Annotated in this window: 14 protein-coding genes; 4 read left to right on the top strand and 10 right to left on the bottom strand. The window is 53.4% G+C overall.

The genetic code is table 11. The annotated features are described in order from the left end of the window. Window positions 1-26: 26 nt before the first annotated feature. The 5 genes from L103DPR2_RS05075 to dxs all read right to left on the bottom strand — a co-directional run bounded on the left by L103DPR2_RS05075 (window position 27) and on the right by dxs (window position 5,435). Window positions 27-563, bottom strand: coding sequence for a PaaI family thioesterase (locus L103DPR2_RS05075; RefSeq protein WP_055360038.1), 537 nt, complete (start codon window positions 561-563; stop codon window positions 27-29). Window positions 564-702: 139 nt separating this feature from the next. Continuing rightward, window positions 703-1,206, bottom strand: coding sequence for a DUF6622 family protein (locus L103DPR2_RS05070; RefSeq protein ID WP_055360037.1), 504 nt, complete (start codon window positions 1,204-1,206; stop codon window positions 703-705). A gap of 106 nt (window positions 1,207-1,312) precedes the next feature. Further along, window positions 1,313-2,296 carry an NAD(P)H-binding protein gene (locus L103DPR2_RS05065; RefSeq protein ID WP_156339860.1) on the bottom strand — a complete coding sequence of 328 codons (984 nt, stop codon included), beginning with the start codon at window positions 2,294-2,296 and terminating at the stop codon, window positions 1,313-1,315. A 7-nt stretch (window positions 2,297-2,303) separates the two neighbouring features. Further along, window positions 2,304-3,557, bottom strand: coding sequence for a glutamyl-tRNA reductase (gene hemA, locus L103DPR2_RS05060; protein ID WP_055360036.1), 1,254 nt, complete (start codon window positions 3,555-3,557; stop codon window positions 2,304-2,306). After that, a complete protein-coding gene (gene dxs, locus L103DPR2_RS05055) occupies window positions 3,558-5,435 on the bottom strand; it encodes a 1-deoxy-D-xylulose-5-phosphate synthase (RefSeq protein ID WP_055361863.1) in 1,878 nt (625 codons plus the stop codon). A 136-nt stretch (window positions 5,436-5,571) separates the two neighbouring features. On the opposite strand from dxs, the gene hemE reads away from it, so the two are divergent. From hemE to bchO, 4 genes are all read left to right on the top strand, one after another. Beyond that, window positions 5,572-6,681, top strand: a complete 1,110-nt coding sequence (hemE, locus tag L103DPR2_RS05050) for a uroporphyrinogen decarboxylase (protein WP_055360035.1) — start codon at window positions 5,572-5,574, stop codon at window positions 6,679-6,681. Between the two features lie 104 nt (window positions 6,682-6,785). Then, the gene (gene bchI / locus L103DPR2_RS05045; RefSeq protein ID WP_055360034.1) at window positions 6,786-7,826 is read left to right on the top strand and encodes a magnesium chelatase ATPase subunit I; all 1,041 of its coding nucleotides are present in this window, start codon (window positions 6,786-6,788) and stop codon (window positions 7,824-7,826) included. A 3-nt stretch (window positions 7,827-7,829) separates the two neighbouring features. Then, a complete protein-coding gene (locus L103DPR2_RS05040) occupies window positions 7,830-9,686 on the top strand; it encodes a magnesium chelatase subunit D (protein ID WP_231717685.1) in 1,857 nt (618 codons plus the stop codon). Between the two features lie 10 nt (window positions 9,687-9,696). Next, a complete protein-coding gene (gene bchO / locus L103DPR2_RS05035) occupies window positions 9,697-10,584 on the top strand; it encodes an alpha/beta fold hydrolase BchO (protein ID WP_055360033.1) in 888 nt (295 codons plus the stop codon). Here bchO and L103DPR2_RS05030 read toward each other — a convergent pair. From L103DPR2_RS05030 to chlG, 5 genes are all read right to left on the bottom strand, one after another. Then, window positions 10,577-11,407 (bottom strand): cobalamin B12-binding domain-containing protein, encoded by an 831-nt coding sequence (locus tag L103DPR2_RS05030; protein ID WP_055361861.1) that lies wholly within the window; start codon window positions 11,405-11,407, stop codon window positions 10,577-10,579. The genes bchO and L103DPR2_RS05030 overlap by 8 nt on opposite strands. A gap of 207 nt (window positions 11,408-11,614) precedes the next feature. Next, the gene (locus tag L103DPR2_RS05025; RefSeq protein ID WP_082466723.1) at window positions 11,615-12,100 is read right to left on the bottom strand and encodes a TspO/MBR family protein; all 486 of its coding nucleotides are present in this window, start codon (window positions 12,098-12,100) and stop codon (window positions 11,615-11,617) included. 10 nt (window positions 12,101-12,110) lie between these two features. Beyond that, on the bottom strand, window positions 12,111-13,319 hold the full coding sequence (locus tag L103DPR2_RS05020) for a geranylgeranyl diphosphate reductase (protein WP_055360032.1): 1,209 nt from the start codon (window positions 13,317-13,319) through the stop codon (window positions 12,111-12,113). Continuing rightward, a complete protein-coding gene (locus tag L103DPR2_RS05015) occupies window positions 13,316-14,662 on the bottom strand; it encodes a BCD family MFS transporter (RefSeq protein WP_055360031.1) in 1,347 nt (448 codons plus the stop codon). Before L103DPR2_RS05015 ends, L103DPR2_RS05020 begins: the two co-directional genes overlap by 4 nt. Next, entirely contained in the window at window positions 14,659-15,582 is a 924-nt protein-coding gene (gene chlG / locus L103DPR2_RS05010) for a chlorophyll synthase ChlG (RefSeq protein ID WP_055360030.1), read from the bottom strand. Before chlG ends, L103DPR2_RS05015 begins: the two co-directional genes overlap by 4 nt. Window positions 15,583-15,663 lie beyond the last annotated feature (81 nt).

The following is a 15,663-nucleotide window of genomic DNA, read 5'->3' as shown; positions in this document are numbered from 1 at the left end:
ACAATAACTCAATACACAAAGATTTTTCACTTCATCTCAAACACCAGACACGTGCAAGTTGCATGAGCGTAAAGAGTGCCGTCAGGACCTACCAGCTTGGCTTGCGCAGTGGCCAACTGGCGGCCACAGTGCAACACCTCGGCAATGGCACGCACACGCTCAACCTTGGGTGTAATAGCGCGCACCATGTGGACATTCAACTCTGCCGTGGTGTAAGCCCGCCCCACGGGCATTTTGGTGTGAACCGCACAGCCTAAAGCAGAATCGAGCAGCGTTGAAGTCCAACCACCATGGATGGTGCCCAGAGGGTTGAAATGCTTGGCCAAAGGGGTGCCTTGGAAAATGGTTCGCCCCTCTTCCAAATGGACCAAGCAAAAGTCCAAGGTCTTGCCTATCGGCGCTGCGGGCAATTCGCCCCGCATGATGGCCTGCATCATTTGCAAACCGGTCATGCCTGCAATTTGCTCCCGTGTGGCAGTACCAATACCGGCACCCGATTCATAAATTGCCATTGCTTTGGCTTCATCGGCAAGCCAAGTAGAAAGTTCTGAAGTCATTGTCATCACGCCTGTGTCAAGCTGTCGTCTGTGTTTCGGGGCATCTTAGTTGAGCAGGACACGACCCACTGTCAACCAGCGGACAGTCCCTGAACAGGCCCAACAACAGCGATTGATGGGTTGCAACAAGCGCTTGAAAAGCGCATCAGAGGCCGAGCGTGTTGGACCTTAGTTTGAACAATCGCCAAGCATTAGACAGAAACAAACCAGAAAACAAGCCGTATACGGCACTGATGCTCAGCACAAAGAGCAGTTCGTTCACAATAGGCATTCGCATGCCCGACATGAAACCCACCATGAACTTGAAAGCAAAAATCCCCATGTACATGGCCAGAGGCACGTAGCTGCCTGGCAATTGAAACTTGGCCGTTTCAAGGTCATAGTGAACTGTCTCTGGCAAAGGGCGTTTTGCAAAAAGCCAGGCAAGCAAAGCACACACACCACCCCACGACACCAAAGCAGGCAATAGCAAATCTGTCGCGCCATATTGCCCCAACAAGGAAGTGATGGCCATGATCGTCAATGCAATAGGAACGATGATGGGGACACGCCATCTGATCTTGCGATCTTTGCGGGCTGAAAGTCCCAGCCACAAAAGTCCAGCCAAAATTAGAAAGACCCAAATGGGGATGTGTTGAAGAATGATCATTCAGCATTGTAGACAGACTACCCAAGCTTCCCAAAGATGCCAAGTTGGTCATTTACCTCGGCAAAGCTCTTTGGAAAAAACCTGTGCGTGAAGCGACTCAACATCCTTAAAACACAGCATGCTCACGACGCTCAGGCGCAGGTTTTCCGGCCAGCCACGCCTTATAAGCCTCAAACAAAGTTTGCTGCCCGTGCGAAGGCGTCGCCGCTGCGTCATATTGATGCAAGTCCGCATTCCAAACCAACATCGACTCCGTGGCGTAGTAGCGCCCGATGCGAGCCAACTCTGCTTTATCAGCCGCTTTGGATGAAATTTTGCCAAGTACATCCAGCACACCAATGATGAAATCAAGCAGGCCGACAGGCACACTTTTAAATTGGACGGGCTTGCCAAGTTGCCGGAATAAAAACTCACCTTGATCGCGCGGTGTTATGGCCGGACCGGGTCCGCCAATCGGCAGAATTTGATTGTGCTTGTTCGAATCTGTCAAACACCCTGCGATGAAATCACCCAAATCATCATCGCTGATCGGCTTACAAGCCGTGAGTCTGCCATCGCCAAAGATGAGAAAGGGTTTGCCTTTTTGAACGCGCGCTAGCTGACCCGCAAGCGATTTGAAAAACGCGGTGGGCCGCACAATTGAATACGTCATACCTGATTCAATCAAGGCGGACTCAAAGGCCAACTTGGCTTTTTGAAATGCCAACAAAGGCTTCTGGACGCAGATGGCCGACAGCAGCACAAATTGACGCACACCCACCGCTTTGGCAGCTTCCAGTGCAAACAGGTGGGCCTGATAATCCACAGCCCAAGCATCCTGAGGCGTTCCCGTACGCGACGCTAGGCAAGAAACCACGGCATCAAATGGTTCATTGCAAAAAGCATCTTGCTGAAGGGACTCTAAGCTGCAGGGGTCACCATATCGAAGTTCAGCACCCCTTAATTCAGTGAGGAAGCCGGGCTTGTCTGCTCTTGCCGTAGACGGTAGAGTCTTTCGCAAAAAACAAACCAGTTGATGGCCTTGTTGCATCAATGCTCGGGCTGTTGCAAGACCGATGGTGCCCGATGCACCCAACAAAAGAACACGCATGGGTCTGTTAGGCGTTGAGGAACATTTTTCGCACAGCTTCCCGCGCTTTGTCTCTTTGCTCTACTTCTGCATGGTGAAGTTCTCGCAAAGGACCATTCAGCATTTTTTTCATCAGTCCGATCGAAAAAGATTCCAAGACCTCCTCAAGGGGCTGTCCTTTTTCGATCAACTTGCGCGCGCGAATCAATTCAGCCTGACGCCAATGGTCGGCTTGCGAATTGAGCTCTTGAATGAGGGGAACATGTGCTCTTTGATCAAGCCACGCCATGAACTTTTGAACACCCGCGTCGATGATGATTTCTGCATCGACCACTGCCGCTTGGCGCTGCGATTGACCGCTGTTGATCACTTCTTTGAGATCGTCTACCGTGTACAGATAGACATCGTTCAAGTCTTTCACCTCAGGCTCGATGTCGCGTGGCACCGCAAGGTCCACCATGAAAATGGGGCGATTCTTGCGTGCCCGCAGCGCGCTTTTCACAGCGCCCAATCCAATCAAGGGCAAAGAACTGGCCGTGCAACTGATGATGATGTCAAACTCATGCAAGTGTTTGGGTAAATCGACCAGTGCAATGGACTTACCACCATGCGCAGAGGCCAAGGCCTGGGCTCTGTCTGCCGAACGATTGGCAATGGTGATGGAACGTGGCGACTTGACGGCAAAGTGCGCCACACACAATTCAATCATTTCACCAGCACCTACAAACAGCACATGGGTGTCTTTGATGTTCTCAAAAATGCGGCTGGCCAAACGCACAGAGGCTGCTGCCATGCTGATCGAGTGAACGCCAATCTCAGTGGATGTTCTCACCTCTTTGGCCACTGCAAACGAGCGCTGAAACAATTGGTTCAAGGTGGTGCCCAATGCACCCGTGTCCGCCGCCAACTTCACAGCGTCCTTCAATTGCCCCAAAATTTGCGACTCCCCCAACACCATGGAGTCGAGCCCACTGGCCACTCTAAAGGCATGGCGCGCAGAGGCATCCCCTTCTAAGCGGTAAATGTGCGATTGCAACACCTCGATGTTGGTTTGCCCCTTCTCGGCCAACCAAGAAAGTGTTTGCGGAAGTTGCACCGCGTCACCTGCACAGTAAATTTCTGTTCGATTGCAAGTGGACAAGATGGCCACTTCTTTGTGGCTGTCAAAACTTTGTCGCAAACCAATCAACGAGTTCTCTAACTGCTCAGACGCAAAAGCAAACCGCTCCCGCAAATCAATCGGCGCGGTGCGGTGGTTCAGGCCAAGCGTCCAAACTGCCATTTAAACAACCCTTCTGAGCGCGGGAGTCGCTTGAACATCGGGCCAATGGGTTTCAATGCGCTTTTGAATACCTGGCGCTGTCAGGCCATATTGCTGCATCAACAGAGCCGGATCACCATGTTCTGTGAATTCATCTTCAAAGCCAATGACCAGCACGGGCTTGGCCAGACCCAAATCTTGCAAAGCTTCCAATACGGCGGCGCCAGCACCGCCTTTGCGTGTGCCATCTTCAAGGGTCACCAAGCGTTCGTGGGTCTGGGCAACTTCGTTCAGCAATTCAAGGTCCAAAGGCTTGGCCCAACGCATGTTGACCACTGTGGCATCGATCTGTTCTGCCATTTTCAATGCTTCGTAGAGCAAAGGGCCAAAGGACAAGATGGCAACGCCTTTGCCTTGTCTTCGAATCTCACCTTTGCCAAAGGGCAAGCAACTTAAGTCTTTGCAGACTTCGGCACCGATACCCGCGCCACGAGGGTATCGCACTGTGACTGAATGGTCTTGTGCATAAGCGGTGCTGAGGAGTTGGCGACATTCGTTTTCGTCAGCAGGACACGCCACACTCATGTTCGGAATACAACGGGTGAAAGCGATGTCGAACATGCCGGCATGCGTGGCCCCATCAGCGCCCACCAAACCTGCGCGGTCCAGTGCAAAAACCACTGGCAAATTTTGCAGCGCCACATCGTGAATCAATTGATCGTAAGCACGTTGCAAAAACGTGGAATAAATGGCAACCACAGGCTTCAAACCTTCACAGGCCATGCCTGCTGCAAAGGTGACGGCATGCTGCTCTGCAATGCCGACATCGTGATAACGGTTGGCAAAGCGTTGGCTGAATGCCACCATGCCAGAGCCTTCACGCATGGCGGGCGTGATACCGACCAAGCGGGGATCTTTGGCGGCCATGTCGCAAAGCCATTGGCCAAACACTTGCGTAAAGGTCAATTTGCTGCTGCTTGCAGGTGTGAGACCCACAGCGGGGTCGAACTTGCCAGGACCGTGATAGTTGATGGGATCGGCTTCGGCCTTCGCATAGCCTTTGCCCTTGCGCGTGACCACGTGCAAGAACTGTGGGCCCTTGGCTTGCGACAATTTTTGCAAGGCATCCACCATGCCGTTTACGTCGTGACCATCGATAGGGCCTGTGTAAGTGAATCCCAACTTTTCAAAAATGGTTTCGGGTTGGATGAAGTTGTGTGTTTGTTGTTCAAGTTGACGCGCCAGTGCAAACAAGGGCGGCGCATTTTTCAAAAACTTTTCGCCAATTTTTTTGGCTTCCGCATAAAAGCGCCCCGACATCAATTCGCCCAAGTACTGGTTCAACGCACCCACAGGTGGACTGATCGACATGTCGTTGTCGTTCAAGATCACCAACACGTCACAGTCTGCAGCGCCCGCATTGTTCATCGCTTCATAGGCCATGCCCGCCGTCAGTGCGCCATCGCCAATGATTGCTACGGCTTTGCGTTGGCTGCCTGTTTGTTTGGCGGCCATGGCCATGCCAAGTGCCGCTGAAATGCTGGTGGACGAGTGGGCAGTGCCAAATGCGTCGTACGCACTTTCTTCACGCCTTGGAAATCCACTCAGACCGCCCTTTTGGCGCAGCGTCCCCATTTGGTCCATCCTGCCAGTGAGCATTTTGTGGGGATAGGTTTGATGGCCCACATCCCAAATCAAACGGTCTTCTGGCGTATTAAAGACATAGTGCAAGGCAATGGTCAGCTCGACAGTGCCCAAGTTGGAACTGAAGTGACCGCCAGTTTGTGAAACGGATTGAATCAAACGCTCGCGCAATTCATGGGCCAAGCCAGGCAAACTGTCGCGCGACAGTTTTCGCAACTGCGCTGGCGATTGAATCCATTCCAACAAGGCGGTCATGATGGGCCTGACGAGGTGATTGACAGACCTGTAATTTACCCAGATTTGACAAATCGTCAAGTTAAATTGACACTTTGCATATATTTTGAATTGACACTTAGACAAGGATTGGTTTTTGACCAGACCCCAAACGACCATGTACCCAACACTCCAAAACGACCAATTCCTGCGCGCCTGTCTGCGCCAAGCCACTGACCACACCCCAGTTTGGCTGATGCGTCAGGCAGGCCGTTACCTCCCTGAATACCGAAAAACCCGCGAAAAAGCGGGCAGTTTCATGGGCTTGGCCACCAACACCGACTTCGCCACAGAAGTCACGCTCCAGCCCTTGGACCGGTATCCTCTAGATGCAGCTATTTTGTTTTCTGACATCCTGACCGTGCCAGACGCCATGGGCTTGGGCTTGAGCTTCGCACTTGGCGAAGGCCCCAAATTCGAGAAAGTGGTGCGCGATGAGGCCGCTGTGGCCGCCTTGCACGTGCCGGACATGAACAAACTGCGCTACGTGTTTGACGCGGTCACCTCCATTCGAAAGGCCTTGAACGGACGAGTTCCCCTCATCGGCTTCTCGGGAAGCCCTTGGACTTTGGCCTGCTACATGGTCGAAGGCGCAGGGTCTGACGACTACCGCTTGGTCAAAAGCCTGATGTACAGCCGACCCGACTTGATGCACCGCATTCTGGAAATCAACGCACTTTCAGTGGCGGAATACTTGAATGCCCAAATTGACGCAGGCGCTCAAGCCGTGATGATTTTTGACAGTTGGGGCGGCGTGATGGCCGATGGTGCTTTCCAGCAATTCAGTCTGAAATACACCGAATTGGTGCTCTCCAAGCTCAAAAAACAGCATGAAGGCCAACAAATCCCTCGCATCGTGTTCACCAAAGGCGGTGGCTTGTGGCTGGACGAAATGGGCCAACTCGACTGCGAAGTCTTGGGCCTCGACTGGACCATGAACTTGGGCAAAGCCCGCGCCATGGTTGGCGGCCAAGTGGGCGGCCCAGGCAAAGCACTGCAAGGCAACATCGACCCCAACGTGCTGTTTGCACCGCCGCAAAGCATCGAAAAAGAAGTGGTTCGGGTTTTGGACAGCTTTGGCAAACCGCACACCGACACCACCCAAACAGGACCCACCCATATTTTCAATTTGGGGCATGGCATCCATCAACACACGCCTCCCGAGCATGTGACAGCTTTGGTTGAAACCGTCCATCGACACTCCAAGAAATTGCGTTCGTCGCTCTAAACCGACAGTAGTAACCCCTAGTTGAAGCCTCAAACTGTAAATTTAACTTGACAGTTTGAGGCTTGTTTCAGATGATGGACTGAATCAGTTCAGTGGGATTTTCCATGGCATCCACGTTTCCTTTCGCAGCCATCGTCGGTCAAGACGAGATGACCCTCGCCATTCAGGTGGTGGCCATTGACCCCACTGTGGGTGGCGTGCTGGTGCTGGGCGACCGAGGAACTGGCAAATCCACCGCCGTGCGAGCTTTGGCCGATTTGCTGCCGCCCATTCAGGTGGTGAAGGGCTGCCCCTACAAATGCGATCCACAAAAGCCAGCGCAGGCCTGCCCTGTTTGCCAATCCTCGCAAGGCACACCGGGTGCCAAAGCAACCAAACTCCAAACCGAAAGCCGTGCTGTCAGCGTGGTGGACTTGCCTTTGGGCGCGACAGAAGATCGCATTGTGGGCGCACTCGATTTAGAGAAAGCTTTGTCGCAAGGCATCAAAGAGTTTTCGCCTGGCTTGTTGGCCCAAGCGCACCGCGGTTTTTTGTACATCGACGAAGTGAATTTGTTGGACGATCATTTGGTCGACCTGCTGATTGACGTTGCCGCCTCCGGCGAAAACTTGGTAGAGCGTGAAGGCCTCAGCATTCGCCACCCGGCGCGCTTCGTGTTGGTTGGCAGTGGCAATCCTGAGGAAGGCGAATTGCGTCCGCAATTGCTCGACCGTTTTGGTTTGTCGGTTCAAGTTCGCACGCCACAAGACATCGCACTTCGCGTTGAAGTCATCAAACGCCGCGATGCATTTGACAAAGACCCCGTGGGCTACAAAGCACAGTGGCAAGACGAAAGCGACAAGCTCCAAAAACGCATCGTCAAAGCCAGAAAGCTGTTGGACTCGGTGGTGATCAGCGACGAGATGCTCACCCTTTGCGCACGCTTGTGTCAGCAACTGGGCACGGATGGGCTTCGCGCAGAACTGACCCTACTGCGCGCAACGCGTGCCTTGGCAGCCATGCAAGGCAGCAAGTCTGTCAAGCCAGAACACCTTCAAACCATTGCACCCCTGGCCTTGCGCCATCGCCTTCGTCGCAACCCTTTGGACGACACCGATTCTGGCGAACGCGTGCAAAGGTGTTTGCAAGAAATTTTGGGTGCGTAAAAGTTGGCATCGCCAAACTCCTTGCAAGGCATGGCGGCATGGAACGATGCCATCACGTCCTTGCAGCTTTTACAAATTGATCCTCACGGCTTTGGCGGTATTTGGCTGAAGGCACCCTTTGGGCCAGTGCGTGAACGTTGGCTCCAGGCATTGCAAAACAGCAGTGTCAAAACCGTCAAGCTACCCGGCAGCATTGACCTTGAACGCTTGTTAGGCGGCATTGATTTGTCGACCACCTTGCAAACGGGCCAGCTTCACATGCAGAACGGTTTGTTACAGCAAGCCCATCAGGGTGCGGTTTGCATCAGCATGGCCGAAAGGTTTCCAAGTGCATTGGTCGCGCCAATTACCCAAGCCATGGACACGCAGTCGATTCCCGCTTTGAATGTGAAGTCAGATGCAGCGCCAATCAACACGCAATTTGGCGTTATCGCTTTAGATGAATCACTAGAAGACGATGCCCCCACTGGCAAAGCCCTGCAAGAACGATTGGGCATTTGGTTGGATTTAAAAGACCTCGCACCTTCAGACATTCAAGCCATGACTGTAGACGCGCTGGACTCAGACTCTCAGGCCATTGATGTGCAATTCAGCGAAGCACATTTGCAACAGATGCAAGCGCTTCTGCCCAAGCTTCAGTGGACGCACGATCAAGCATTGGCCATGTGCGCTACAGCACAAGGCTTGGGCATTGATTCTTTGCGCATCCCCAGTTTGGCTCTGCGTGTGGCCTGTTGCCATGCAGCCTTGAATTTGCGCACCACAGTTGAAGATGAGGATTTGGAGTTTGCAGCACGTCGCGTGTTGGCACCCAGAGCCACACAATGGCCCTCAGAACAAGCAGAAGAGACAAGAGAAGAGACATCCGAAGAAAAAGCAGAACAGCCGCGAGAACCCCACAGCGATGCACCCCCTCCACCGCCAGAATCTGCGCAAGATTCTGAAGATGCACAGCCTGAATCGCCACCGACAGAACCCACAGCGGAAGACTTGCAAGAGATGATGGTAGCCGCGGCCTTGGCCAGTTTACCCCTGGGCATGCTCGACACCTTGATGACGCAAGCGGGTCGCAGTCAGGGCAACACCTCAGGCCGAAGCGGTCAATTCAAAACTGGCTCTCAACGCGGGCGACCCCTGCCACCACGGCCCGGCAGACCCGGTGGCCATTCTCGTTTGCATGTGTTGGCCACTTTGCGTGCAGCAGCACCCAAACAAAAACTCAGAGGCGCCAAGGTACAAGGGCGCGTTGCCATTCGCTCTGAAGATTTTCATGTGCACCGCTATCAACAGCACTCGTCCAGTTGCTTGATTTTGGCCTTAGATGCCTCTGGCTCAGCCGCCTTGCAACGATTGGCTGAAGCCAAGGGGGCCGTTGAATTGTTGTTGCAACAATCTTATGCACGCCGTGACAGCGTTTGTATCGTGGCCTTTAGAGGCGCACAAGCACAACTGCTGTTGCCCATGACGCGCTCTTTGGTGCGTGCCAAACGGGCCATGACTGGCTTGCCTGGCGGGGGCGGCACACCCTTGGCTTTGGCTTTGAAAATGGCCTACGAGCAAGCCGCTCAGTTGCATCGGCAGGGTGTGACGCCTATTTTGGTGATGCTCAGCGATGGCCGTGCCAACGTCACTTTGCAAGGCTTGGGCGGTCGCGCACAAGCGCAAGCCGATGCCTTGCAGTGGAGCGCGCAGTGGCGTCAAACAGGCCACCGATCTTTGTGGATTGACACGTCCATTCAACCCGACCCGCAAGTGCAAAACTTGGCGCACACCATGGGCGGCAGTTACCTGCCGATGCCGCAAGTGCAAGCCCAGCGCGTGGCCAACGCCATGGACAACATGCGGCAGTTGGCGGCTTAAGTGATTCACCATGTTTGACAGCCTGTATCCCACCATGCAGTGGGCCAACTACCGCAGTACTTGGCCGCATGCGCAGCACAGCCAGTTTATTCAAGCAGGCGGTATTCAATGGCATGTTCAAATCATGGGGCAAGGCCCTGTCTTGCTGCTGTTGCACGGCACAGGTTCGGGCAGTTTCAGTTGGCGCGGCTTGATGCCATTGCTCAGCGCCCACTTCCAAGTCATCGCACCCGACTTGCCTGGACACGCTTTCACCAGCAGAGGGCCTGAGGGCAGCCTGTCGATGCAAGGCATGAGCGAAGGTTTGCGTGCACTGTTGTTGCAACTCAATGTCACGCCCTCCATCATCGGTGGGCACTCTGCGGGTGCGGCCATTGCGGCCAACATGCTGCTTCAACAGCGCGCACTGTCGCAGACACAGTTGATCGGCTTTAACCCCGCTTGGTTACCCCTGCCAGGCCTGCCCTCTTTGATTTTCAGACCTGCAGCCAAGTTAGCCGCAATCAACCCTGTTTCTGCTTGGGCCACGGCCAAATTGGCCAGCAAACCCGCCATGATTGAAAAATCCATTTTGCAAACAGGTTCTCAATTGGATGCACAAGGATTGGCGCTTTACCAAAGTGTGTTCAGCCATTCTGGGCATGTGCACAGCGTCCTGAACATGATGGCGGCATGGCAATTGGACACCCTCTCCAAATCTTTGCCGCAACTTCAAAACAAGGTGAGCATCTTGTTAGGGATGCAAGACCAAACCGTGCCGCCTTCAATGGCACACGAAGCTTGCAAATTGATGCCGCAAGCACGCGTGTTTGAACAACACGGCTTAGGGCATTTGGCGCACGAAGAAGATCCTGCTGGCACTGCGCAGTTGATACTCACCCACTGTGAATCTACTTAAGGGCGAAACCTTTTAAGAGATTGATCGCTTCAATGGGGTCGGTGGAAATGGCATCGGCACCAAACATGTCGGCCGACAAATCTTTGAGCGTGAAGATAGGCCCACCCAACATCACTTTGACATCGGGGTTGCCAGAGTTTTTTCTGAAGTGCGCAATCAATTCGCGCAACTGAGGCAACTGGGTTTCAATCGCCACAGAAATGCCAATGACGTCGAACCATTCATTGGCAATGGCACGCATCAACTCGGATTCGGTGGATGAAATTTCAATGACCACATGAGCGCCTGCCCGCCGGAAAAAATCGGCCACGATGGTCAAGCCCAAGAAATGCTGAGAGCCTGGCGCGCAAGACAACATGACGCGCTGCGTTTCGCCTTCAACAGTAGGGCCGTCGTGGTAGCCGTAGCCCAATCGGTGGGTCACTTGGTGCATCTGCGCCAAGCCACAAGTGACATCGCTGAAATCGCACAGGTCTTTTTCCCACAGCACGCCCAAATGCCTGGCAGCAGGGGTGATGAGTTCCATGAAGATGCGGTCTTGCTTCAAACCGCGGTCTAACAAGCGATCGACAATTTGATTCACGCCCGCCACATCACCTTTCAGGCAACAAGCGGTGAAGTCCAGCATTTCTGGGACGGGCTCGCCAAACTCGGGGGAGTCGGCGCTGATGGACTGGCTAGAGATGAGTTGCTGAGAATTCAACAGTCTGGGAATGATTTGAGACTCAATCACGTCCAGAAGGGAATCCTTGCACTCGTCATTCGCAGCACCCGAATCCTGGGGGCGCTGAGATGAACTCCCTAAGCCGTTGAACTTAGACATGCAATTTCCTTGCGAAGGATAGCGTGCCAACCTTTTTGGGTGATCGGGGCAAAAATTCTGCCAGCAACATAGCGTGCCGATCCGCTAATCGAACTCACTTTATAAAGAGAAGTCGCCTTGGCTTCAACCCTCTATAACCCTATGTACAGTCTGAGAGGATAGGGATATTTCCTTGATTTTTGATGACAAAGGACGTAAGTTTTGATGTCAAAAGGGACCATTGAGCTTCACAGTGGCCACATTCAAGACAGTGGCAATGCTAACCCATACCCAATAGGGTATCAGCAACAGAACTGCCTTTTTATTGATGCGCCATAGGCCCAAGACCAGAAATAGGATCGACAGCCACAAAAAAACCACCTCAAAAACGGCATAGTCGGGCCGTTGCAATTTGAAGTAGATGGCACTCCACAAAATATTCAAGAATGCGTTTGTGGCAAACAACAAAATAATTCTTTTTTTGTCATTTGGCCCTTGAGCTGACTGCCAAGCCAGTGCCCCACTGATGGCACACAGCGTAAAAATGGTGCTCCAAATGACACCAAAGTAAGGGTCTGGCGGCTTCCACTCGGGGTGTTTGAGCGAGAAATACCAAGGCCCGAGCTCAGTCAGACCTGCGCCAATGCCGGCGGTGAGGTAGCTCAGTGCAAATGCAATTGCAAAAGTTTTGAGAGTTGCGAAATTGATTTGCAATGGGACCCCTTTAGGTTCGGGCCAGTCCTAGCAAATGGGCCATGTCTTTGAAAAATATTCGGACATGGGCCATGGGGTCTTTTCTGGCCAACTCTTTGTTCATGTACGACTCGAAGGTGAGTCTTTGCACATCGCGATCTTCGCAAATTTTGACGAACTTTTCACGACGCTTGTCATTCTGATACCAGAAGTATTGCATGATGGCCAAAATCCAGAACACCTTGCCGTGCTGTTTCATGAATTTTTTACGGCCTTGTTTCAAGCAAGCTGGGTTGCCGGTTTTCAAGGCTTCATGCGCAGCCCTTGCCATGGTTCTGGCGCAATCCATGGCGTAGTAAATGCCTTCACCTGAAGACGGCGCTACCACACCCGCTGCGTCCCCCACCACCAACACATCTTTGCCGTTGTCCCATTTGGGCAAGGGTTTCAAAGGAATGGGCGCACCTTCTCTGCGCAAAGTGGGCTCATCTGTGAGTCCGGCGACTTTGCGCAGGTGGCCTGTTGCAGTTCGAAGTGAAAAGCCTTTGTCGGCACTGCCTGTGCCCACACTCATGGTGTTGCCGTGTGGAAAGACCCAGCCGTAAAAGTCGGGCGACACTTCACCTTGGTAATACACGTCACAACGCTGGCCATCGTGAGATGGTTTTTGCACCGGCGCTTGAATGATCTCGTGATAAGCAAACACATACTTGGTTTTGTCTGCATCGGGAATTTGCTGACGGGCCACTTCTGATTTGGCGCCGTCGGCACCAATCACCATGCGTGCACTCACCTTGACAGGCTTGGCATGCTCTGCAGCAGAATGCTCTTTGGCATGCACAGGTGTGTAGTGCACCCACAAAGTGCCCGCCTCGTCGTGCTGTACTTTGTCAAAAATAGCTTGCTGCCGAATGGCACCTGATTCTGCTGCACGTGTTCGTAAAAACTCGTCAAAGTCGATCCTGTCCACCATGCCCACAAAACCATTGTCGATGTGGATATCAACCTTGTTATCGGCGGGTGAAATCATGCGCGCGCAATTGACTTTGGCCACCAGCAAATGATCCGGAATTTCAAAGTCTTTGATCAACCTGGGTGGAATGGCGCCGCCGCAAGGTTTGGGTCGGCCTTGACGGTCGAGTAACAAAACGTGCCAGCCTTCGCGGGCTAAATCATTGGCAGCAGTGGCGCCTGAGGGGCCGCCTCCTACCACGACGAAATCGTAATCGGTTTGGCTCATGATGCAGATCCACCTTTCAAGAGGACTGAGTTGTCGAGAGACATTTCGGAAGGCTTCACGTCACCTGCGCGCATGCGCATGGCAACCACTGCAGAGGCCAAAAACATCAAGGATTGAAATGCAAAAACAGCCACATAGGCTGAACGAGAATCTTGAAGCAGTGCGTGTGCTAAATCGCTGGCACCGGTGCCCACCAGGCCACCCAAACCAAAGGCTGCGGCTTGCGCAGCACCCCAAAGGCCCATGCGCGTTCCTTCGCGGCCAGGGCCGCCCTCACCTGCCAAGCGCATCATGGTGGCGATGGCAGCAATGGAGAATGCGCCATTGGCCACGCCTAAGAAAATCACATTGGCTTTAAGGGGCCAAGCTTCCGTCATGTTGATCAAGGCAGAGGATGACAAACCGACCGTGGCAACAGCTGAGAACACACAGCCGCCCACCATCCAAGCTTGCACCGAACCCAATCGACCGGCCACCCACCGCGAACTGGCCGCAGCCACCGACAGCATGCCAATGAGCACACCCATGTGGTGCCAACCCGAGAGTTGTGTGGTTTTGCCGGGTGACATGCCATGAATGGCGCCAGCGAAGGGCTCCAAAATCAAGTCTTGAGCGCTGTAGGCCAGCATGGACAAGAACACAAAGATGGTGAATGTTCTGGCCTTAGGCTCTGACCACACTTCTTTGAAGGTTTGCTTAAAGTCGGCTGCAGATGCTTTGTTTTCTGGGGCCAATACAGCGGATGCACTTTCAAGGCGCCACAAACACAGTACAGTGATGCAAGTGGTCAACAGACTCAAACTGGCAGACACTTTCAACAACACTTCAGGGGTGTACGGATCAATCAATTTGCCCACCACGCCCGCCGTGATGGCAAAGCCCATGATCATCATCAACCACACAGTGGTTGCCGCTTGTGCGCGCTTTTGATCAGGCACTTGCTTGGCCATCAAGGTCAACAAGGAGGTGCCACAGGCACTCACGCCCAAACCAATCAAGCTGAAGGACAACACGGCCAAGCCAATGCCCATAGCAGGCTCGGTGGCCATCCAAATGGTGGACACAGCAGCCATCACACCTCCAACGCCTAGCACCATCATGCCGCCCATCATCCAAGGCGTGCTGCGTCGGCCTTTGTCTGCACCGTAGCCCATTCGGGGGCGCACCATTTGCACCGCGTAGTGCCACGCCACCAGAGCGCCTGGCAGCAAAGCTGGAAATGCCAACTCCACCACCATGATGCGATTGAGTGTGGAAGTGGTCACCACCACCACAGCACCTAAGCAAGCTTGAATGAGGCCAAGGCGAATGATTTGAAACCATCCAAAGACAGGTGAATTCATAGCACTCCTACCGCATTGAGTTGACGCAATCCCCAAGCGCTGACCATCATGCCGCTGACAAACAGGGGCACATCAAATGCACTGACATACAGCGCGCGCTCGACAGGATTTTTTAAAAACTTAAACATGAGGGGCCATTGCAGCAAGCTCAGCACCAACACGGCCAGTGCATGCCAAGGCAACTGCCATTGAAAGAGCAATGCGGCGACCACCACTTGCGGTGTCCACATCATCAAGCAAGCGATGCGTGCAGCACCATCGGGGCCATATTTCACAGGCAAAGAAGCAATGCCCATTTGACGATCGCCTTCAATGGCTTTGAAATCGTTCAAGGTCATGATGCCGTGCGCGCCTAAGCTGTAGAGCAAGGCCAAACAAATTGAGTTCGTGCCAGGCCACGCACCGCCCAGCATCACGGCTGTGCCAGTGAGCCAGGCCAAGCCTTCGTAGCTGAGGGCACAAGCTGCAGCACCCCACCAACCATTGTTTTTCAGGCGCACGGGTGGCGCGCTGTAGGCCCACGAAAATGCAATGGCCAACGCACACGCGACAAAACCCCAAGTGCCCATCAGCGTCGCCCACAACAACGACAAGCCGGTCCACAACACGGCAATGCCCAAGCCCCATTTGCCGGGCATTCGGCCTGAAGGTATGGGTCTTTGAGGTTCGTTGATGGCATCGACATGGCGATCGAACCAATCGTTGACAGCCTGGCTGCTGGCGCAAACCAAAGGGCCCGTTAAAACCAAGCCCAACACGATCAAGGCCCAGTTGTCAGAAAGACTTTGGCCCGAGGCTACAGCGCCGCACGCAAAAGCCCACACAGGTGGAAACCAAGTGATGGGCTTGAGAAGTTCTGCAACCGTTCGTAAACTGGGCCGCTGTAGGGGTTGCGAGAGCGCAAGGATGGGATTGTCCATGCCCCCATTGTGAGAAGACTTTGAGAATTGTCAATTAGAATTGACACTATATGTCAATTAAAAAATACATCTCGCCATTTT

Origin of the sequence: Limnohabitans sp. 103DPR2 (assembly GCF_001412575.1) — a bacterium.
In the GTDB taxonomy this organism is placed as follows: Bacteria; Pseudomonadota; Gammaproteobacteria; order Burkholderiales; family Burkholderiaceae_C; genus Limnohabitans_A.
This window is presented reverse-complemented; position numbering and strand designations above follow the sequence as displayed.

Bases quoted from the DNA above. Each gene is read 5' to 3' on its own strand.
- L103DPR2_RS05075 (WP_055360038.1), bottom strand. From the start codon at position 563: ATGACAATGACTTCAGAACTTTCTACTTGGCTTGCCGATGAAGCCAAA.
- L103DPR2_RS05070 (WP_055360037.1), bottom strand. From the start codon at position 1,206: ATGATCATTCTTCAACACATCCCCATTTGGGTCTTTCTAATTTTGGCT.
- L103DPR2_RS05065 (WP_156339860.1), bottom strand. From the start codon at position 2,296: ATGCGTGTTCTTTTGTTGGGTGCATCGGGCACCATCGGTCTTGCAACA.
- hemA (WP_055360036.1), bottom strand. From the start codon at position 3,557: ATGGCAGTTTGGACGCTTGGCCTGAACCACCGCACCGCGCCGATTGAT.
- dxs (WP_055361863.1), bottom strand. From the start codon at position 5,435: ATGACCGCCTTGTTGGAATGGATTCAATCGCCAGCGCAGTTGCGAAAA.
- hemE (WP_055360035.1), top strand. From the start codon at position 5,572: ATGTACCCAACACTCCAAAACGACCAATTCCTGCGCGCCTGTCTGCGC.
- bchI (WP_055360034.1), top strand. From the start codon at position 6,786: ATGGCATCCACGTTTCCTTTCGCAGCCATCGTCGGTCAAGACGAGATG.
- bchO (WP_055360033.1), top strand. From the start codon at position 9,697: ATGTTTGACAGCCTGTATCCCACCATGCAGTGGGCCAACTACCGCAGT.
- L103DPR2_RS05030 (WP_055361861.1), bottom strand. From the start codon at position 11,407: ATGTCTAAGTTCAACGGCTTAGGGAGTTCATCTCAGCGCCCCCAGGAT.
- L103DPR2_RS05020 (WP_055360032.1), bottom strand. From the start codon at position 13,319: ATGAGCCAAACCGATTACGATTTCGTCGTGGTAGGAGGCGGCCCCTCA.
- L103DPR2_RS05015 (WP_055360031.1), bottom strand. From the start codon at position 14,662: ATGAATTCACCTGTCTTTGGATGGTTTCAAATCATTCGCCTTGGCCTC.
- chlG (WP_055360030.1), bottom strand. From the start codon at position 15,582: ATGGACAATCCCATCCTTGCGCTCTCGCAACCCCTACAGCGGCCCAGT.